The organism is Nocardia sienata NBRC 100364 (genome assembly GCF_001613205.1).
Lineage (GTDB): Bacteria > Actinomycetota > Actinomycetes > Mycobacteriales > Mycobacteriaceae > Nocardia > Nocardia sienata.
Map to the genome: position 1 here is coordinate 20,654 of NZ_BDBX01000052.1, position 19,234 is coordinate 39,887.

At 67.1% G+C, this 19,234-nt stretch carries 17 protein-coding genes; 11 read left to right on the top strand and 6 right to left on the bottom strand.

The window, feature by feature from the left end; genetic code table 11:
• The first annotated feature begins 286 nt into the window (after positions 1-286).
• A complete protein-coding gene (locus tag NS4_RS25340) occupies positions 287-865 on the top strand; it encodes a C40 family peptidase (protein ID WP_063062009.1) in 579 nt (192 codons plus the stop codon).
• Between the two features lie 3 nt (positions 866-868).
• Positions 869-1,273 carry an RNA-binding S4 domain-containing protein gene (locus tag NS4_RS25345; protein WP_063062010.1) on the top strand — a complete coding sequence of 135 codons (405 nt, stop codon included), beginning with the start codon at positions 869-871 and terminating at the stop codon, positions 1,271-1,273.
• A 101-nt stretch (positions 1,274-1,374) separates the two neighbouring features.
• Here the strand turns inward: NS4_RS25345 and NS4_RS25350 are convergent, their stop codons facing one another.
• A complete protein-coding gene (locus NS4_RS25350) occupies positions 1,375-3,363 on the bottom strand; it encodes an acyltransferase domain-containing protein (protein WP_084487702.1) in 1,989 nt (662 codons plus the stop codon).
• A gap of 241 nt (positions 3,364-3,604) precedes the next feature.
• Between NS4_RS25350 and NS4_RS25355 the strand changes: the two genes are divergently transcribed.
• Positions 3,605-4,558, top strand: a complete 954-nt coding sequence (locus NS4_RS25355) for an MBL fold metallo-hydrolase (protein ID WP_174552133.1) — start codon at positions 3,605-3,607, stop codon at positions 4,556-4,558.
• A 134-nt stretch (positions 4,559-4,692) separates the two neighbouring features.
• On the opposite strand, the gene NS4_RS25360 is transcribed toward NS4_RS25355, so the two are convergent.
• Positions 4,693-5,670, bottom strand: a complete 978-nt coding sequence (locus NS4_RS25360; RefSeq protein WP_030524523.1) for an NAD(P)H-dependent flavin oxidoreductase — start codon at positions 5,668-5,670, stop codon at positions 4,693-4,695.
• 332 nt (positions 5,671-6,002) lie between these two features.
• On the opposite strand from NS4_RS25360, the gene fadD5 reads away from it, so the two are divergent.
• A complete protein-coding gene (gene fadD5 / locus NS4_RS25365; protein ID WP_063062012.1) occupies positions 6,003-7,571 on the top strand; it encodes a fatty-acid--CoA ligase FadD5 in 1,569 nt (522 codons plus the stop codon).
• Between the two features lie 142 nt (positions 7,572-7,713).
• Entirely contained in the window at positions 7,714-8,307 is a 594-nt protein-coding gene (locus NS4_RS25370; protein WP_063062013.1) for a cysteine hydrolase family protein, read from the top strand.
• 36 nt (positions 8,308-8,343) lie between these two features.
• Here the strand turns inward: NS4_RS25370 and NS4_RS25375 are convergent, their stop codons facing one another.
• The gene (locus tag NS4_RS25375) at positions 8,344-10,731 is read right to left on the bottom strand and encodes a lysylphosphatidylglycerol synthase transmembrane domain-containing protein (RefSeq protein ID WP_063062014.1); all 2,388 of its coding nucleotides are present in this window, start codon (positions 10,729-10,731) and stop codon (positions 8,344-8,346) included.
• Positions 10,732-10,849: 118 nt separating this feature from the next.
• On the opposite strand from NS4_RS25375, the gene NS4_RS25380 reads away from it, so the two are divergent.
• Complete coding sequence (locus NS4_RS25380; RefSeq protein ID WP_063062015.1) at positions 10,850-11,449, top strand: GDSL-type esterase/lipase family protein; 600 nt, start codon at positions 10,850-10,852, stop codon at positions 11,447-11,449.
• A 98-nt stretch (positions 11,450-11,547) separates the two neighbouring features.
• Here the strand turns inward: NS4_RS25380 and NS4_RS25385 are convergent, their stop codons facing one another.
• On the bottom strand, positions 11,548-12,915 hold the full coding sequence (locus tag NS4_RS25385; RefSeq protein WP_245665704.1) for an ABC1 kinase family protein: 1,368 nt from the start codon (positions 12,913-12,915) through the stop codon (positions 11,548-11,550).
• Positions 12,916-13,015: 100 nt separating this feature from the next.
• Here NS4_RS25385 and NS4_RS25390 point away from each other — a divergent pair, with 100 nt between their 5' ends.
• On the top strand, positions 13,016-13,807 hold the full coding sequence (locus NS4_RS25390; protein ID WP_063062017.1) for a winged helix-turn-helix domain-containing protein: 792 nt from the start codon (positions 13,016-13,018) through the stop codon (positions 13,805-13,807).
• Between the two features lie 346 nt (positions 13,808-14,153).
• On the opposite strand, the gene NS4_RS25395 is transcribed toward NS4_RS25390, so the two are convergent.
• The gene (locus tag NS4_RS25395) at positions 14,154-15,281 is read right to left on the bottom strand and encodes an NAD(P)H-dependent flavin oxidoreductase (RefSeq protein ID WP_063062018.1); all 1,128 of its coding nucleotides are present in this window, start codon (positions 15,279-15,281) and stop codon (positions 14,154-14,156) included.
• A 181-nt stretch (positions 15,282-15,462) separates the two neighbouring features.
• A complete protein-coding gene (locus NS4_RS25400) occupies positions 15,463-16,863 on the bottom strand; it encodes a glycosyltransferase family protein (protein ID WP_245665706.1) in 1,401 nt (466 codons plus the stop codon).
• A gap of 292 nt (positions 16,864-17,155) precedes the next feature.
• Between NS4_RS25400 and rpsF the strand changes: the two genes are divergently transcribed.
• The 4 genes from rpsF (at position 17,156) to rplI (ending at position 18,859) form a co-directional block, all read left to right on the top strand.
• On the top strand, positions 17,156-17,443 hold the full coding sequence (gene rpsF / locus NS4_RS25405; protein ID WP_063042545.1) for a 30S ribosomal protein S6: 288 nt from the start codon (positions 17,156-17,158) through the stop codon (positions 17,441-17,443).
• Between the two features lie 95 nt (positions 17,444-17,538).
• The gene (locus NS4_RS25410; RefSeq protein ID WP_063062019.1) at positions 17,539-18,078 is read left to right on the top strand and encodes a single-stranded DNA-binding protein; all 540 of its coding nucleotides are present in this window, start codon (positions 17,539-17,541) and stop codon (positions 18,076-18,078) included.
• Between the two features lie 55 nt (positions 18,079-18,133).
• Positions 18,134-18,385: a 30S ribosomal protein S18 gene (rpsR, locus tag NS4_RS25415; RefSeq protein WP_063062020.1), complete on the top strand. Its 252-nt coding sequence runs from the start codon at positions 18,134-18,136 to the stop codon at positions 18,383-18,385.
• Positions 18,386-18,403: 18 nt separating this feature from the next.
• Entirely contained in the window at positions 18,404-18,859 is a 456-nt protein-coding gene (rplI, locus tag NS4_RS25420; protein WP_039827428.1) for a 50S ribosomal protein L9, read from the top strand.
• The last annotated feature ends 375 nt before the right edge of the window (positions 18,860-19,234 follow it).

Consider the following 19,234-nt stretch of genomic DNA (forward strand, 5'->3'; position numbering starts at 1 on the left):
TCGCGCCGACGTTTTACAGGTGTACTCCCTGATGGCGCGAAAAGGACGCCCGTTCGGCTGGACAACACCGGGGAGGCATCGTAACCTTCTTGTGACTTAGTGGAGTCGAGTCGTTTCGTAAGTGAGGCGGCGCCACTGGTCACCGCCGCAGTCGGCCGCCGCGAATCGAGTAGGACGCGCGACCGGAGCGGCGGGAGAGCACGAAGATCGGAGACGTAGCTCGGTGGGTAAGCACAGCTTGCAGCGAGAATCCAAGCTGCCTAATTCTGTCAAGGGCGCACTGGTCATGGGCACGCTGGCCGCGACTACGGGCACGATGCCCGCGATCGCCTCGGCCGCGACGACCACGATCGACGTTCCCGGTATCGGCAAATTCGACGTCGAGGTACCGGACCAGTTCGCCGCCCAGGCCGACCAGCTCAACCAGCAGCTGAACCAGGCCCTCGAGCAGGCTCCGCACGCCATGCCCGCCGCTCCCGCTCTGCCCAACTTCGCGCCGCCCGCCCCGGTCCAGCAGCAGACTCTCGGCGATATCGCGCTCGACGCCGCCAAGACCAAGGTCGGCGCCATGTACTCCTGGGGCGCGGCCGGTCCGGCCAACTTCGACTGCTCCGGCCTGGTCCAGTGGGCCTACAAGCAGGCGGGTATCAAGCTGCCTCGTACCAGCTTCGAACAGTCCCATGTGGGCGCGCCGGTGGCCTTCTCCAACCTGAAGCCCGGCGATATCGTCATTACCAACGGCGGCGGCCACGTCGGTATGTACGCGGGTGACGGCCTGCTGCTGAACGCGGTGCAGTCCGGTGAGCCGGTCTCCTACACCCACCTCTCCGCCGACGATGTGGTCACCGCGCGTCGTATCGTATAAGGGGTGAACCGAGCCGCTACCGAGCCGAACGGCGGCAATATCCAGGCCCGGGTCGACTCCTGGGTCTGGGCTGTCCGCCTGTTCAAGACCAGATCGGCTGCGGCGGCCGCCTGTCGAGGCGGCCATGTGCGTGTGAACGGTGCAACGGCCAAACCCGCACAGCCGGTACGTCCGGGTGACGAGATCCGCATCCGCAACAACGGTGTCGAGCGGATCGTCATCGTGGAACGGGTGATCACGAAACGGGTAGGTGCTCCGATCGCCGCCCAATGCCTGATCGACCGCAGTCCACCGCCTCCGCCCAAGGAAGTTCTGGCCGCCCTGCCGCAACGAGACCGCGGGTCCGGGCGTCCGACGAAGCGGCAACGCCGTGAAACCGACCGGCTGCTCGGCCGGACCGAGCACTGAATCGCCGTTTCCCGAATCCATCGTCCATCTGCTCGCGCAACGGTAGACCTCGGTCTCTGACGAATCCGTGAGGCCCACGTGCTCGGGCCGCGCCGGATTCGTCAGCGCTCGCGGGCACCTGCGGCGGGTTCGGAGAAATCGACCTCCTCCGTATACGCCCAGGATCCGTCGGCTGTCGCAACGGCCGGCCGGGGCGCTCCGATGACCGGGGTGGAGAACACCGCGATGAAAGCGACCGGGTCGGCCGCGGTGAGTTCGATGAGATGGGCAGCCGATGCCGAGATCCGGGCGAATCGGCGCGCCAGCCGGCTCGCGTCGAGTGCCGGGCCATGTTGCGCATCTCGGTGCTCGCCCGCGGCCTCCGATACTGTGTGTGCCGAACCGGTTGCGATATAGCCGGATACGGCGGTACCGACCACCGTGTCCTCGAAAACCTGTGCCGCATGGACTACTCCGCGAATGGTGCACCCGGTTTCCCGGATATCGCGCAGCGCGTTGTCCAGATCGTGACGGTCGGCGGTATCGCAGTGCACCACTACGATTCGCTCTTCGAACCCCTCGAGCAGTGGCGGAACCGGACGTGGCGAACGTGTCGGCACCACCACATCGCGAGCCCCCGCGGCGAGCAGACGGCGCACCATCACCGAGCCGAGGGCACCCAGACCTCCACTGACGACATAGGTTCCGGCCCGATCGATCACCATCGGTGGATCGAGGGCGACTCGCCCGGCCATGAAGCGGATAGCCCTATTGGCATCGACCACCCGCGTCCATGCGATGATATCTGTGGGTGGGGGGTCATCGGCGAGCCGTATCGATGCCAGCGTTGCGGCACCCGTGACCTCCGCCCGCAAATCCTCTCCCTTCGATCGGCCGTCGGGCTCGGCCGTGACAGTGGGCCCGGCCGGTCGCGGTTTTGCCGCAGCCGTAGCGCGACCATCGAAACACCCTGTCGGGGAGCCTGTTCCGCTTCCCGACGGCTCCGTCCATCCCTCGGCCGGTGCCATGGTCCGGGTGTCTGTTCCAGTAGCCGGCCGGCGCTCGATACCGTTGCGGCCGTTCTCCCACCCCCCGCTCGCTGTCGCGCCCAGCGCTCGTGCCGCGTGGAGTTGGGCCAGGCAGGTGAGGAAGGCGGTGCCTTCGTCCGTGCTGTCCGCGGCGCCGTAGGTGGTGTGCGCGAATTGCGGTATCGCCCGGACGGCCGCGGCGAGTTGTGGTTCGGGCCCGACCTCCAGAATTATCGCCATCCCGTCGCCGGCTGCCCGCCGCAGCGCCGCGTCGAGTTCGACTCGGCCGGTGAGGTTGTCGGCCCAGTACCCGGCGGACATAACGGCCGCGTCGACGACGGTGCCCGGATATGTGCTGGAGTAGAGCGGTAGGAGCGGGGCCGTCGACCGGATCGGGCCGAGGTCGTCGAGCAACCGCGGTATCACCTCGGTCATGGCCGAGCTGTGCGCGGGATGATCCCGCAGGGTGCGGGCGGCGACGATACCGCGGCGCTCGGCGCGGCGCACCACCACGTCCACATAGCGAGAAGTACCGGTGACCAGCACCGACCGCGGGCCGTTGACCGCGGTGACGGCGACCTTCCCCTCCAGCGGTCGTACCAGGCGGATCACCTCGGCCTCCGAGGCCAGCAGTTCGGCCGTCGCGCTGGAACCCGCCGGCCGGGCCGTCGCGCGCCCGCGCGCCACTGCCACTTTCGCGGCTTCGGCCAGGGGCAGCACACCGGCGGTTACCGCCGCGGCGATCTCACCCGTACCGTGACCGACGGCGGCGTCCGGCCGGGCGCCCCACGCGGTCAGCAGTTCGGCGAGTGCCACCTGGTAGACGAACAGGGCGGGTTGGGCGAATTCCGGATGTGTCAGCGGCTCGGCGGCATCCGGGCCGGGGAGGTATCCACCGGGCAGGCGGAAGCCGTATCGGGGAGTCCAGACGCGGGGGCCGCCGGCGGCGATGATCGCGTCACCGGCGGCGGTGACCGCGTCCGCGAAGACCGGATAGCGGCCGGCCAGCGTCCTGCCCATTCGCTCGTGTTCCCCGCCTTCGCCCGGGAACAGGAAGAGCACTCCCTGGGGAGGACCGATCATCGTAGTGACACTGTGGAAAGCCGGACTGCCTGGCGGCCGTGGCGAGCGGATGGCCTCACGACTCGATTATGCCGGAGAAATCCGGGTATTCGGTTTCCCGAACAGGTTGGCGCCGTGCGGCTTCCATGATCGACGGTCTGGACCGATCGGCCGGTGGATGTCTGCGTAGCGGCTACGATCACCGCGGAACTCACCCCGGCTGTCGCTACTGGTTCGCGGGCCCGGCCGGTACCGTTGCCGTGTGGCCGATTCCGCCGACGGACGAACCCCCACCCTCCCGACTCTGCTGCGCTGCTGTGCGGCACTGGCCGCCACCCCGGCGCGACTGCTGCGTCCGCGGCGAGCCGATACCGATTTCCTGGCGCGGTTGGAGTCCGCCCCGTTGCCGGCGGCCCGCGCGAGTGTGGAGCTGACCGTGCTCGTGCAGGGGCGGATGTCGGCACCGACGACCATCGTCGCCGAGGGGGTGCGCAGTCTCGGACATCTGCCCATGGCGATGGGTGCCTATATCGTCGAGCATCCTTCTGCGCGATTCATCGTGGACCCCGCCCTGTGCGCGCATGTGCACCGGCGGGTGCTGCCGGGGCTACCCTTCCCGATTCCGTCGCTGGTGGCCCCGGACGAACCGGTACTCGGGCTGGCGGACGCACTGGCCGCGCGCGATCTCGATCCTGCCACCGTCGATTTCGTCCTGCCCACCCACCTGCACTGGGATCATATTTCCGGAGTGCTCGAATTGCCGGATTCGGTTCCGGTGCGGTTGCCTTCGGCGGAACTGGGCTGGGCGCTGCGGGGTCCACACGCTCCGGCCGGGGTGGTGCGGGGGCCGCTACAGGGTCGGCCGCTGGAGCCCTTGGAGCTCGACGGCCCGCCGATACTCACCTTCGCGCACAGCCTGGATCTGTTCGGGGACGGTTCGGTACTGCTCGTGGACCTGGCCGGGCACACCCCGGGCAGTATCGGCGTACTGCTGGCCACGAGTGACGGGCGCCGGGTGCTGCTCGCCGGTGACTCGGTGTGGAACCGGCTGCAGATCGAACTGATCCGGGAGAAGGCGCCCATGCCCGGGCAATTGTTCGACGCCGACCGCGATATCGCCTTCGAGACCATCCATCGGTTGCACGCGCTGCCCGACGGAATCGAGGTGGTCGCCGCGCACGACTACGACGCTGTGGCCGCGCTCGCGGCACACTGAACCCGGGGTCCGGCCGCGGCCGGAGAGTGCGGGAAGCCAACCTTTCCCGGATGGCTTCCCGCTTTCCTGCGTCGGATCGAATCGCCATTGCTCCGACGAGGCGCAGGGGTTCCGGTGCGGTGGAACCGGCCCGATCAGGCCGAAGCGACGAAACCGGCCAGCCGCGCGCTGATCAGTTCCTCGGCCTCGCCGACCATGCGGCCGATGAGTTCGGCGCAGGTCGGGATGTCTTCGATCAGACCCTGGCACAGGCCGACCGACCAGATACCGGCGTCGAGGTCGCCCTCCTCGAAGACCCGCCGGCCACGGGCGCCGGACACCAGCTCGCGGACATCCTCGAACTTGCCGCCGGCCTTCTCGATCTCGACCACCTTGCGGCTCACCTCGTTGTCGGCGACCCGGGCGGTGTTGTGCATGGTGCGGAAGATCAGCTTGGTGTCGCGCTCGGAGTTGGCGACGATCTGCTCCTTGACCTTCCGGTCGATGGAGGACTCCTCGGTGCACAGGAACCGGGTCCCCATGTTCACGCCGTCGGCGCCCAGCGCCAGCGCCGCGACCAGGCCGCGGGCGTCGGCGATACCGCCGGAGGCGATGATCGGGATGGTCAGCGCGCGCGCCGCGGCGGGGATCAGCACCAGGCCCGGCACATCGTCTTCGCCGGGATGCCCGGCACATTCGAAGCCGTCGATGCTGACCGCGTCCACACCGATCTTCTGGGCCTTGAGGGCGTGCCGGACGCTGGTGCACTTGTGCACCACCTTGATCCCGGCTTCGCGGTAGGTGGGCAGGAAGGGCTCGGGATTGCTGCCGGCGGTCTCCACGATCTTGATCCCGCTGTCCACGATCGCCCGCGCGTATTCCTCGTACGGCGGCGGGTTGATCGAGGGCAGGATGGTCAGGTTCACGCCGAACGGCTTGTCGGTGAGTTCGCGCGTGCGCTCGATCTCGCGCCGCAGGTCATCGGGCGTGGGCTGGGTCAGTGCGGTGATGAAACCGAGCCCACCGGCGTTGGCCACGGCTGCGACGAGCTCGGCCCGGCCGACCCACATCATCCCGCCCTGCACGATCGGATGTTCGATACCGAAGGTCTCGGTGAACCTGGTCCGCAGCATCGGTGCTCTCCTCTACTTTCGCGGATAGTCCGCGTCTGCTGCATGGTGCCACGGGTGTCAGCGCCCGATCAACCCTGGAAGTGAGTCGTGATTCGCATATGTGATGGGATCTCGTGTAGCTGGATGACGTGCAGAGCATCGGGTATCACCCCAAATACGCGCTTCAACGAGCGCGAACTCTTTCCCCCGTCGAGTTCCTCGGAATTAACCGCTATTCGTGCCCGATTTCCTTGCCGGTGCTGATGTGAATTGTTATTCTGCCGACATGTTCACACTGCGTGTGGCGCCGGACACTCCGTGCGGCGCACGCGGTACCGAGAGGAGTACGTGGGATGTCCACCGGTGCGCAGGCCCTCGCCGAGCCGATCAGATCGCGTCGCAACCACTGGAACAACCAGATCGCCACGCATGCGGTGATGCGGCCGGACGAGGTGGCGTTGCGTTTCCGCGGTGCCGACACCACGTGGCGCCAACTGCACGAACGGTCGCAGAAGTTCGCCGACGCCCTCGCGCGCCGCGGCGTCGGCTTCGGCGACCGGGTACTCATCCTGGCTCTCAACTACCCCGAATACCTGGAGGCCGTATTCGGGATCAATGCCCTGGGCGCCATCGCGGTCCCGGTGAACTTCCGGCTCACCCCGCCCGAGGTCGCCTATATCGTCGGCGACAGCGGCGCCAAGGCCGTGGTCACCGATACCGTGCTTCAGCCGCTGGCCACCGCGGTGCAGAGCCAGGCGCCGAGCCTCGAGCACTGCTTCGTCATCGGCGGCAGCAGTGGTGACGGGGTCGTCGGCTTCGAGGACGCGATCGCCGAGACCGGGGATGCGCACACCCCGCTCGATATCGCCGAGGACACGCCGTGCCTCATCATGTACACCTCGGGCACCACCGGCAGCCCCAAGGGCGCGGTCCTCTCCTACGGCAATATGAACGCCCAGGCCCTCACCTGTATCCGGGCGCTGCAGCTCGAGCAGGAGTCGATCGGCTTCTGCACCTCACCGCTTTTCCATATCGCCGGTCTCGGCAGCCTGGCACCGGCTTTCCTGCTCGGCGCGAAGACGGTGCTGCATCCGCTGGGCGCCTTCAGTGCCACCGAGTTCCTCGACGCCGTGGAGGCCGAGCAGGCCACCTCCGCGTTCTGCGTGCCCGCGCAGTGGCAGCTGATCTGCGACGAGCCGACCGTCAAGGAGCGCAAACTCGCGCTGCGTGCGCTGAGCTGGGGAGCCGCTCCCGCCTCGGACACCGTGCTGAAGGCGATGGCCGACGCGTTCCCCGACGCCTTCAATGTCGCGGTGTTCGGGCAGACCGAGATGTCGCCGATCACCTGTGTGCTCGAGGGCAAAGACGCCATCCGCAAACTCGGTTCGGTCGGCAAGGTCATCCCCACCATCCAGGCCCGCATCGTCGACGACGAGATGAACGATGTGGCGCCTGGCGAGGTCGGTGAGATCGTCTACCGCGGCCCCACCATGATGTCGGGCTACTGGAACAAGCCGGAGGCGACCGCGGATGCGTTCGCCGGCGGATGGTTCCACTCCGGTGACCTGGTCCGCCAGGACGACGAGGGCTTCATCTACGTCGTGGACCGCAAGAAGGACATGATCATCTCCGGCGGTGAGAACATCTACTGCGCCGAGGTGGAGAATGTCCTGTTCGCGCATCCGAAGATCCGCGAGGCCGCGGTGATCGGCAAAGCGCACGAGAAGTGGGGCGAGGTGCCGGTCGCGGTGGTCGCGCTCAACGATCCGGCCGACGATCTCACCCTCGCGGAACTGGAATCGTTCCTCAACGAGAACCTGGCCCGCTACAAGCATCCGAAAGAGCTGGTGCTCGTGGCGGAACTGCCGCGCAACGCCAGCGGCAAGGTCGTGAAAGTCGAACTGCGCAAGTTCGATTCGTAGGTAACGTTTCACGTGAAGCATGCGCCGGATCGGTCCCGCCGATCCGGCGCACACCTGCGCGTAGAGCTCCGGCGCGCCCGGTGGCCAGGGCTTTTCCCAGCCAGTGGTGCGCCCCGGGCGCGCATGGTCGATTATCTACGCCATGTCGGATCAACATGCTGCAGTCCTCGCCCTGCACTGGCAGGTCAACGTTATTCGGCCGGAAGGTTTCTTCGGCCCGATGCTGGCCGAACCGGTGGCCGCCAGCGGAGTGGTGCAGCGGGCTGCGGACTTCCACAAACAGGCGGCGGAGCTGGGACTGCCGATCGTTTGCACGCGGTTCACCGTCCCGGAAGGGGAAGGGCGGCTGGTGCGCAATACCGGGTTCATGCAGTCGGTCGGGGCGGCCCAGCACGAGTTCCGTCCGGACGCACCGGGAAGCCGGCTCATCGACGAGATCGCCGGGCAGGCCGACCGGATCGTCGACAACCAGAAACTGTCGGGGCTGGCCGGCAGCGATCTACCGCGCTGGCTGGCCGAGAACGATATCGACACCCTGTTCCTGACCGGTGTCGCCACCAACCTCACCGTCGAGCAGACCGCACGCCATGGCACCGACCTCGGCTTCACCGTCTACACGGTCGCCGACTGCGTGGCCGCAGCCGACCCCCAGGTGCACACCGCCTCCCTGGCCAATATCGCGCTCGTCAGCGCCGGCCTCCGCACCACCGCGGATGCCTTCGACGTACTCGACTGACCTTCCGCGCGCCAGAGACGCGCATATGGACCCAGCTCAGATCATGTTCTTCTCGGTCATCCAGCGCATCACCTGCCAGCCGCAGAACACCGGTATCCAGCAGGTGAGTACCCGGTAGAGGAGCACCGACGGCACCGCCACCGCGGCGGGCAGGCCGAACGCGGCCAGACCGCCGATCAGCGCGGCCTCGACCGCGCCGACACCACCCGGTGTCGGCGCGGCCGAGGCCAGGGTGCCGCCGATCATCGTCACGATGGTGACGGTGACGAAAGTCGTGCCCCCGCCGAACGCCTGGACACTGGCGAACAACGCGAGTGCCTGCCCGAGGGTCAGTGCCGCGCAGCCGAGCACGATGATCACGCAGCGTTTCGGGTCGCGGGCCAACAGCGCCAGCTCGCCGACCACCTCCTGCACCTGCGGGAGCACCGAGTTGTTCAGCCAGCGCCGCAGTTTCGGCACGAACATGAAGGTGCCGACGATTCCCACTCCGACCCCCGCGATCAGATAGAGGATCGTCGGCGAGGGGACGAAATGCGAGAGGTCCGCCGAGGTCCCGGCGGCCACACTGAACAACACCAGCAGTCCGATATGCGTGCAGACCTGCACCGCCTGCTGTAGGGCCACCGCGGCCGTGGCTCGCACCGCGCCGACTCCGCCCTTCTGCAGGAAGCGCACGCTCAGGGCCAGCCCGCCCACGCGCGCGGGGGTGGTGGTGGCGGCGAAAGTGTTCGCGATCTGCATCAGGACCAGCGGCCAGTACTTCACCACACCGGCCGCGCAAGCCCACAGTGCGGCGGCCGTACCGAGGTAGGTCAGCGACGACAATGCCAGGCCGCCCAGGGCCCACCACCAGCTGGCCTCTTTGAGCTGGGTGAAGAAGGTCGGCACCGCGCTGATGAACGGGTAGGCCACGTAGACCAGGCCGACCAGCAGGACCAGCTGGATGAAACTCTTCCGGTTGAACCGGGTGATCTGCTCTGCTTCGATCCGGTCCTCGCCGGTCTGGGTGCGGACCTCTTCCCGTGCGGCCGACACCACCGCTTTCCAGTCCGGGATGGCTTTGCGGATCCCGCCCGGCATGGCGAATTTGGTGAGCCGGCGCGATGCGGTGAGCACGGTCTGCTCGCCGAGCGCGCCGATCGCCGACCGCACCGCCGCCTCGGCGCCGAAAACCGCCGTCATCGACACCAGCAGCTGGGCGATATCGGATTGCAGCTGGGCATCGGAGGCACACAATTCCGCCGCGGTGAAACCGCCGAACAGCGCACCGCCGCCGGGTCCCACCCGGATCTCGGCGGGCCGCAGTTCACCGTGCGCGATCCCGTGTTCGCGCAGTACCGTCAGTGTCTGCCACACCGAATCCAGTGCCGCGGTATCGGCGGGGTCCTGTTCTATCGAGCGCCCGGCCGGCAGCGTATGCGCGTACAGCATCCAGCCGCGCGGCAGCCCGGCCACCGTGACCGGCCGATGCGCGGCCACGCCGAGTTCGGTCAGCGCGATCGACATCAGTGCCCGATGCTCGACCGCGCGATGCATGGAACCGTGCAGCGGCGCGGTCTCGCTGGAACGGAAGGTCAGCCAGCGCCACAACTGGCGCAGCGCACTCAGCGAACGCTGATTCTTGCCGTACAGTTCGACCACCAGCGCCCGCTCGCGCTCCTCCACCGTCGCCGACAGCAGCAGCGCGCCGGGACCGGCCGGCCGCACGACGGTGAACCGGGTGACCGTGTAGCCGCGGCCGGCCAGCCGGCGCACCGCGGCGTCCAGCGGTACCTCCAGCGCCGGAGTCCCCACCAGCAGCACGATCACCGCTCCGACCAGCCAGCCGACCGCCAGGCCGAACATGGCGCGAGCCGGGACCACCGTGCTGACCACCAGATGGATCGGCGCGAAGGCCAGCAGCAGCACCCACAGCCAGCGCCGCGGCCGCACCGGCAGCCAGGGGCTGGAGACGGTGAGCACCGCGGCCAGCAGGGCGATCCAGCGGGGGTCGTCCAGGAACTGCTGCAGGAACGTCTTGTCGTCCAGATTCTCCGGGACCTGCAGATGCCACTGCGGGGCCGACAACCCGCTGGGTGTGATGGACAGCAGCAGTACCGCGGTGAGCCCGGCGGTGGCGTAACCGGCGAGCAATTTCCACTGCCGTCCGAATGCCAGTTCCACCAGGATCGCGAACGGCAGGATGAGGATGGCTATCCCGTACAGGAGATAGACCAGATTCGACTGGTCGGGGTTGAGGAATCCGACGATATTGGAGACCGAACGCTCCAGCGCCAGCCATTCGGGCCGGGTGATCAGGGACCCGGCGATGACAACGGCCACGCCCGCGGCCGCGAAGACGACACGGAGAATATCGCTGGTCCGCCGCGTGAGCGGTTGGAGGAGACTGCCCGTAACCGGGATCTCCCGCCCATCGACTCGCATGTCGTATCGGTACTTTCGGATCGAGGTGACGCTGACGGGCCGGTCACGCCCACCAGCGGGTGAGTATGCAGGAGCCCGAGCCGGACGATACACACCAACACGCTGTCAGAATCCAGGGGTGAGTGGTGATCAACGCATCTGTTTCATAGGAGATTCTTTTGTGGCCGGCGTAGGCGACCCGCAGGCTCTCGGCTGGACCGGCCGACTGACCGCGCACGCCCGGGCCGCCGGAGCGGCATGGACCACGTACAACCTCGGGGTGCGTGGGCACACCTCTGCCGATATTGTCGCGCGGTGCTTCGCGGAATGCCTGGTGCGGCTGCCCGCGGGGTCGGACGGACGGGTGGTGTTCTCCTTCGGGGTGAACGACACTGTGGTCGCCGAAGGCCGGCCGCGGGTCGACGCGCAGAATTCGGTGACGAATCTGTCCGTGCTGCTCACCACCGCGCAGGCGCAGGAGTGGCCGGTGCTGGTGGTGGGGCCGCCGCCGGTCGAGGAGTCCGGGCACAATCGGCGGATCGAGGAGCTGGACCGGCGCTTCGAGCAGACGTGTGCCCAGTTCGGCGTGCCGTATGCGGCGTCGTTCGGGCTGCTGGCCGAAGATCCGGTCTGGCGAGAACAGGTACGGGCCGGGGACGGGGCACATCCCGGCGCGCAGGGATATGCCCTGTTCGCCGAGCGGCTGCTGCCCCCGTGGCGTCGATGGCTGGGTTACTGAAGGATTCTGGGGATAAATAGGATAGAATTTCCGCAAATTCGGTATCCTCACCGGAAAATGTCCCAGACGGTGAGCTGTCCGTATCCGACCGCCGGGCATCAATTCGCCGATACACGCGGCGCGCGCCGCATGACCGCGAAGACCTCCCCGAGTTCGGGCACCGACCGCTCCAGTTCGTCGCCGAAATCGCATTCGCATTCCAGCTGGCTCAAGGTGCCGACCATGGTGAGCGCTGCCCGCGCGAACGGAGTGCACTCCGGCGGCAGTGTCAGCTCCCGCATCACATTCGTCAGCCGCAGCGCGGTGGTACGCAGCACCTGCTTGCGCAACCACGGGGTGGTGATACGGAACCGCGGGTGCCGCACCGGCTCCGCGCAGGCCGACAGGGCCGCGTCGAGCGCCACCGCGTCGAAGGCCCGGCCGGGCAGCGCGAACCCGTGGGTCCGCACCGCGGTCTCCACAGCCGCCGGACCACCGTTGAAGATCGCGTCGCACATCTCGACCACCAGCCGGGTGAAACCCGGATGCGGCCACGGTGCGCACGCACCGAAATCCATTACCCCCAGCCGCCCGTCGGGGAGCAGCCGCAGATTGCCGGGATGCGGGTCGCAGTACAGCAGCCCGTGCCGCTCCCATCCGGTCAGCACGAACCGCATCATCAGCCCGCCGACCCGGTCCCGCTGCGGCCGGCTCCCGGACTCGATGAGCCGGGTGGCCGCGATCCCGTCGAGCCATTCGGAGACCAGCACATCGCCGCGCTGCTCCAGCACCTCGGGCACCCGAAATTCGGTACTGGCGGTATACGCCCGCGCGAACGCACGCTGGTTATCGGCCTCGGCCGCGTAATCCAGCTCCGCCCGCACACTTTCGCAGAGCGCCTCGGTCACCGATTTCACATCCGCGCCCGGCAGGAACACCGAGGCCAGTGTCGAGATCCGCCGCAACTGCACCAGGTCCGATTCCACAGCTGCCCGAGCGCCTGGATACATGACCTTCACCGCGACCGCGCGTCCGTCGTGCCAGACTCCGCGATGCACCTGGCCGATCGACGCGGCGGCCGCCCGCCGATCGTCGAATTCGCGGAACAGTTCCCGCCAATCCGGCCCCAGATGCTCGGCCAGCACCGCGTGCACAGTGGCGGGCAGCATCACCGGCGCCGAATCCTGTAACCGGGCCAGCGCGACCTGGTACGGGGCAGCGATATCGCGGGGCAGGGCCAGCTGATAGATCGCCAGCAGCTGGCCGAGTTTGGCCGCGCAGCCCTTCAGTTCACCCAGCACTTCGAACATGTGCTCGGCGGTCCGGGTCTGGATATCCCGGTTCACCTCCTGCGCCGAACGGCCGAGCACCCGGCGGCCCGCGCCCGCCGCCTGCCGGCCCGCGAAGGCGACCGGAAGCGCGACGAGCTTGGCGTTGCGCAGCGCCTGCCGCACCGGCGGCGCACCAGGATCACGTCGACTGCTCATACCTCATCCCCAGAAGCGATTCGCCAGTTCTCCTGTGCAGTTTGGCATATTTACGCATAGACTGTCTGGGACGTATCAGCTGCCGAGAAAGGTTGCATCCATGGGATCCCGCACGGTGGTCGCCGATGTCGCCGATGAACTGGCACGGCGGGTCGCCGCAGGGGAATATCAGCCGGGCGGGCTGATGCCCTCGGTCCGTCAGGTCGCCGAGGAATTCGAGATGAACAGGGCCACCGCCCAGCTCACTCTCGGCAGGCTGGAATCCTACGGATTCGTCGAGGCCCGGCGCGGTAAGGGTTTCACCATCCGCGAGGTTCGCGCGGCCGGCGGCCTGGACGTCTACCGGCACCTCTTCCGGTTCTCCATCCCGATGCCCGACGTGGCGATCGAGATGTTCCGCGATATCGTCGAGGTCGAGCGCGGCATCGTGATGGACGCACTGCTTTCCTACACCGGGCTCGCCCACGGCGCCGCGGCCGCGGCCGGAGTGGATCTCGCCGAATTGAAAGCCGAGATCGACACCTTGGAAACGCTGGCGCGACTGGACGTCCCCGACTACCGGCGCATACTCGCCATCGAGATCGGGGTGGTCCGCAAGCTGCTGGTAGCCCTCGAATCGAGTATGCAGCGCGCGATCCTGAACTCCATCGGCGAAATGGTGCTCGAAGTTCCCGAGGCCGTCGACGCCTACTTCGCCGGTGCCGCCGATCTGCACGTCCTGGTGTGGCGGGCGCTGATCGCGGTCTGGGAATCGGAATCCGGCCCCACCCCGGCGCAGCTGGCATTGTTCGAGGACCTCTTCGGGATGTACCACAACAAGGTCGTCGCCCGCTTCGAGGAACTCCTCGGCGCCGAGGGCGAAGCCGAAGAGGTCCACGCGGCCACCGCCTGAGCGAGGTCGGGCGACCACAGGAGAAGTCCGGCAGCGACCTCACGGTGCGCGCAAGTCCACATGCGCCTCCGGCCATTTTCTGCCCGCGCAACCCCATGAGTCGAGTGTTGCGAGACACCTCGAAGGGTTGAGGCCCGTCTCGCCCCTTGACCGAAGGTGCTCAACGGTCGGCCTTCCGTGGAAGGCCGACCGCACGTCGCATGAGCCGAAGGCTCAAGTCTCGAGGCCGCAACGGCGAGACCGAGGGGGTCTCAACCCCGCGACGCCGCAGGCGGCGCCAAAAACACAGAAGTATTTCTGGCGGCGTTCTGCTTTCGGCTTCCGGAAAGCCGACTCTTCGGTGCGATCAGATATCGCCGTTCAGTTTGTTCAACCGTTCGCAGGCCGTGACGTACTCCTCGACCAGCCGGTTCATGACATCGGCCGAGCGTTCCGTCTTGTTCATCATGCCGACCACCTGGCCGACCGGGTTGAAGTTCACATCCTTGGCGGCTTCCGGGTAGCGGTGGCCGCGTTTCACGCCATCGAGAGCCACCATCATCTGCAGCGGCATGGGCAGCGGATCGGGGGTGTCGGCGGACTCCCAGGCGTCGGTCCAGTCGTTGCGCAGCATGCGGGCCGGTTTACCGGTCCAGGCCCGGGAGCGGATGGTGTCGTGGCTGGTGGCGTCGATGTAGGTCTTCATCTGGGCCGGCGGCACATTGGCCTCTTCCACGGTCAGCCAGATGGACCCGGTCCACGCTCCCGCGGCGCCCATCGCCATCGCCGCGGCGACCTGGCGGCCGTCGCCGATTCCGCCGGCCGCGAGGACCGGCAGATCGCCCACGGCATCGATGACCTGCGGCCACAGCACCAGCGAGGAGACCTCACCGCAGTGGCCGCCGCCCTCGGTGCCCTGGCAGACCACGAAGTCCAGGCCCGCGTCCTTGTGGTTCAGCGCGTGTTTCACCGAACCGCACAGCGCGCCGATCAGCCGGCCGGATTCCTGGATCTGGGAGACGAATTCCGGCGGCGGGGTGCCGAGCGCGTTGGCGACCAGCTTCGCCTTCGGATGCCGCAGGATCACCTCGACCTGCGGCGCGGCGGTGGTGGCGGTCCAGCCGAGCAGCTGCGGGTGGACCTCTTCCTCGGGGAGCTTCGGCACGCCGTGGTCGGCGAGGATCTTCTCGGCGAAGTCGCGATGCCCCTGGGGGACGTGTTTGGCGAGCTCGGCCTCGAGCTGTTCGGGGGACAGGCCGTCGATGCCCTTGCCCTCGTACTTGGAGGGGATGACGAGGTCGACGCCGTAGGGATTGTCGCCGACGTGCTCGTCCAGCCAGGCCAGTTCGACCTCGAGCTGTTCGGCGGTGAAGCCGACCGCGCCGAGTACGCCGAGACCGCCGGCGTTGCTGACCGCGGCCGCCACATCGCGGCAGTGGGTGAAGGCGAAGATGGGGAACTCGATCCCCAGCCGGTCGCAGATATCGGTACGCATGGCGGTGCTGTCTCCCTATGCCTGGAACAAGTTACATAATTGCCGCGCGGCGGCTCATCCGGCCGCTGTCACCCGGGTGGCCCGAATACGGCGAACACCTCCGATAACGGCGGTCGGCGCAATGGGACGCGACGGGTGTCATACCTTGAATGTAACACGTTCTAGTTTCCTTGGAACCGGTTCAGTCGCGCGCCTTCTGTCCGGTTCCCCGCACCGGCGTCGCGTCCGCCGATACTTCGGCGGTGTGTATCCACGGGATTCGCGCCGGAACTTTCAGGAACACCCAGAACAGCAGCACCAGCAGGCTGGCCCGGCCCCAGACGCCGAACCGGACCACCGCCTCCATCAACTCGACCGAATGCCCGGTCCCCATCGTGTAGAAATAGCGGAAGACCCCCACGCCGATCGCTATATCGGCGACCAGATAGCTCCACACCACCGGCCACGGCACCGCCAGTAGCACCAGGAACGGGATCAACCACAGGGTGTACTGCGGCGAGTGCACCTTGTGGAACAGCAGGAACCCGCACAGCATCGCCCCGCTGACACCGAGCCACGGGTAGACACCGGATCGGGTGTAGCGCAGCCATCCGGCTCCCACCGCCACGGCGAAGGACGCGATGATCAGCGCCGGCGAGGCGATCGACACGGTTTCGGCGAACGCGGCACTGCTCAGCGGATCGGAACCGAACAGCGGCCGCAGACCCCAGTACCAGATCGAGTTGGTGGTGATATCGGCCTCGCGCTGTTGCTGGAACTCGATCGAGGCCCGCCAGCCGTCGAAACCGGCCAGCGCGAACGGCAGATTGACCGCCACCACCGTGCCGCACGCGGCGGCCGCGGTGCCCAGCGCGCCGGCCACGTCCGGCCGCGGACGTGCTCCCGGACCGGCGCGCTCCAGTTCCCCGCCGGTCAGCACGTACAGCAGCAGCGGGATCACGAAGATCGCCGGGTAGATCTTGAAGCAGAAGCCCAGGCCCAGCAGCGTCGCCGCCACCACCCCGCGCAGACGCAACGGGTAGCGGGTCGCCGCCATCACCGCGGCGGCCGCCACGGTCGTGCACACCACCGGTAGTTCCCAGTTGTGGAACGCGTACAGCACAAGCGGCGGTCCCGCGGCCCACAGCAGCGCGGCCCGCCCGGCCAGCCGAGCCAGCAGCCATGCGGTGACCAGGGCGAACGGTGCCAGTAGCAGCGCCGAGCGGAGCAGGAAGGCCGCGTCGTTGTGGGCTCCCAGCGCGCCGAGCCACATCAGCAGACCGCTCAGTACCGGATATTCCACGGCGCCGCCGGTGAGGGTGCCGTCGGCGGTGATCCCGCCGTGCACATAGGGAAAAATATGCTGATCGATATCGCGGCCCAGCCAGAGGAACTGGATATCGGAATAACAGACCCAGGCGTCCTTGACGTAATCGAAAGCGGCACTGCGACCGTCGGCGCGGAAGGGGGCGCCGGCGCAGCGCGCCTTGTTGAGGAATGCCACCACGAGGGTCGCGCCGCACAACAGCACAGCCGTGAGAACGGTGGTGTGGCGACCGACGTGATCGGCTCCGGGCACACGTACGGCCGGTCCGATCGACATACCGACACCCTAGTGGGCTCCGCCACGGGCCGCCGCGCGATCGTATCGGCGACGGCCGCCGGTCGGGCCCGCGTCCGGCCAGGTCGGAAGGGATAAGAGAATCAGCCGGAATCGACCGCGGGCCGAGCGGGAAATTCCATATCGGGCCTGCGGCGGTGAGGTCGTCACAATGCCGGAGATCGATTTCGTTTCGGACGGTCGGCTCGGGTACTCTTGCCCGGTTGCTGACGCGACGACCCTCCTGCCACGGACCGTCCGTGGCCGAACCCAGACCACAGGAGGTGATTGGTTCGTGCGTCATTACGAAGTGATGGTCATCCTCGATCCGAGCATGGACGAGCGCACCGTCGGACCGTCCCTGGAAAATATGCTCGGTGTTGTTCGCACCGAGGGCGGCAAAATCGACAAGGTCGATATCTGGGGCCGTAAGCGCCTCGCCTACGAGATTCGTAAACAGGCCGAAGGCATCTACGCGGTGATCGATCTGACCGCCGAGCCCGCCACGGTGAACGAACTCGACCGCCAGCTGGGCCTCAACGAGCAGGTGCTGCGCACCAAGGTTCTGCGCAACGACAAGTAGTTCCGGCGCCATCGCCGTTTCGTCGGAGTCTGTCTCTAGGCTCTAACGCAACAGGCGAGTGCACCCGGACTGCACACCGAGCAGGAGGAACCCCCATGGCAGCTGGCGATACGGTAATCACGGTCATCGGAAATCTGACGGCCGATCCCGAGCTTCGATTCACGCCCGCGGGCGCGGCGGTGGCCAATTTCACCGTGGCCTCCACCCCCCGTATTTTCGACCGTAATACCAACGAGTGGAAAGACGGCGAAGCGCTGTTCCTGCGCTGCAATATCTGGCGCGAGGCCGCGGAGAACGTCGCCGAAAGCCTGACCAGGGGATCCCGCGTCATCGTCAGCGGCCGGCTCAAGCAGCGCTCCTTCGAAACCCGTGAGGGCGAGAAGCGCACTGTCGTCGAGCTCGAGGTCGACGAGGTCGGCCCCTCGCTGCGATACGCCACGGCCAAGGTCAACAAGACCAGTCGCGGTGGTGGCGGCGGTGGATTCGGTTCCAACAGCGGTGGTGGTGGTAACTACAACGCCGGAAACGGTGGCGGTGGACGGTCCGAGCAGGGCGCTGCGGACGACCCGTGGGGTAGCGCGCCCGCGGCCGGCTCCTTCGGGGGCGGGCGGATGGACGATGAACCGCCGTTCTGAGACGGCCCGCATCGGCCCGCGACAGCGGGCCACCAAGAATACGGAGTGAACGAAAATGGCCAAGGCACCGGCGCGCGAAAAGGTGCTCAAGAAGAAGGCTTGCACTTTCTGCAAGGAGAGCAAGTCCGGAATCGTCGACATCGACTACAAAGATGTGCCGCTGCTGCGCAAGTACGTCAGTGAGCGTGGCAAGATCCGCGCTCGCCGGGTCACCGGCAACTGCGTACAGCATCAGCGCGATATCGCCATCGCGGTGAAGAACTCGCGTGAGATGGCGCTGCTGCCCTACGTCTCGACGGCTCGCTGAGAAAGGTCGGTCAAGCATATGAAGCTCATTCTGACTGCCGATGTGGACAACCTCGGCGCTCCCGGCGACACCGTCGAGGTCAAGGACGGCTACGGCCGTAACTACCTGCTGCCCCGTGGGCTGGCCATCGTCGCCAGCCGCGGTGCGCAGAAGCAGGTCGAGGGAATCCGCCGGGCCCAGGAGGCCCGTCGGGTGCGCGACCTCGGTCATGCCAACGAACTGAAGCAGGCCATCGAGGGCCTCGAAGGTGTCTCGCTGTCGGTCAAGACCGCCGGCACCGGCAAACTCTTCGGTTCGGTCACCCAGTCCGATGTCGCCGCCGCCATCAAGTCGGCCGGAGGCCCGGTGTTGGACAAGCGCAGCATCGAGCTGCCGAAGTCGCATATCAAGGCCACCGGCAAGCACCAGGTGACCGTCCATCTGCACCCGGACGTCGCCGCGAAGTTCGCGCTGGAGGTCGTGGCCGCCGGCTGAGCCGGTCCACGCATACCTACCCCGAACCGGGGATCACGTCCGTTCTTTCCAGAGCCGACGTGATCTCCGGTCGGTTACGGCGGTACTATGGCGACCTCGGGTTAGCCTGGTGTTTGCTCAAGTTTTTGTGATGGCGGCTGCCTGCATCTTTGCGGGCGGTGCCTCTTCGAGCGGGGGATGTCTTATCCACAAGATGTGAGTCCTGTGGATCATTCACAAAACCAACCGGACGTAATGTGACGCAGCTCATAGCTGTTCGCTCGTCCGTTAACTCAACACGCCCGGATGTTCAACATCGCCGACACGCCGACGCTTTGTTTATCCACATTGCGCGGTTGGTGAAAATCCGGATCTAGCTGGGTATTTTCCGGGGCT

Excerpts from the sequence above, each read along its gene's own strand:
- NS4_RS25400 (WP_245665706.1), bottom strand. The coding sequence starts at position 16,863 with ATGTCGATCGGACCGGCCGTACGTGTGCCCGGAGCCGATCACGTCGGT.
- rplI (WP_039827428.1), top strand. The coding sequence starts at position 18,404 with ATGAAGCTCATTCTGACTGCCGATGTGGACAACCTCGGCGCTCCCGGC.
- NS4_RS25375 (WP_063062014.1), bottom strand. The coding sequence starts at position 10,731 with ATGCGAGTCGATGGGCGGGAGATCCCGGTTACGGGCAGTCTCCTCCAA.
- NS4_RS25360 (WP_030524523.1), bottom strand. The coding sequence starts at position 5,670 with ATGCTGCGGACCAGGTTCACCGAGACCTTCGGTATCGAACATCCGATC.
- NS4_RS25370 (WP_063062013.1), top strand. The coding sequence starts at position 7,714 with ATGTCGGATCAACATGCTGCAGTCCTCGCCCTGCACTGGCAGGTCAAC.
- fadD5 (WP_063062012.1), top strand. The coding sequence starts at position 6,003 with ATGTCCACCGGTGCGCAGGCCCTCGCCGAGCCGATCAGATCGCGTCGC.
- NS4_RS25390 (WP_063062017.1), top strand. The coding sequence starts at position 13,016 with ATGGGATCCCGCACGGTGGTCGCCGATGTCGCCGATGAACTGGCACGG.
- rpsR (WP_063062020.1), top strand. The coding sequence starts at position 18,134 with ATGGCCAAGGCACCGGCGCGCGAAAAGGTGCTCAAGAAGAAGGCTTGC.
- NS4_RS25395 (WP_063062018.1), bottom strand. The coding sequence starts at position 15,281 with ATGCGTACCGATATCTGCGACCGGCTGGGGATCGAGTTCCCCATCTTC.
- NS4_RS25410 (WP_063062019.1), top strand. The coding sequence starts at position 17,539 with ATGGCAGCTGGCGATACGGTAATCACGGTCATCGGAAATCTGACGGCC.
- NS4_RS25350 (WP_084487702.1), bottom strand. The coding sequence starts at position 3,363 with ATGATCGGTCCTCCCCAGGGAGTGCTCTTCCTGTTCCCGGGCGAAGGC.
- NS4_RS25385 (WP_245665704.1), bottom strand. The coding sequence starts at position 12,915 with ATGAGCAGTCGACGTGATCCTGGTGCGCCGCCGGTGCGGCAGGCGCTG.
- NS4_RS25340 (WP_063062009.1), top strand. The coding sequence starts at position 287 with ATGGGCACGCTGGCCGCGACTACGGGCACGATGCCCGCGATCGCCTCG.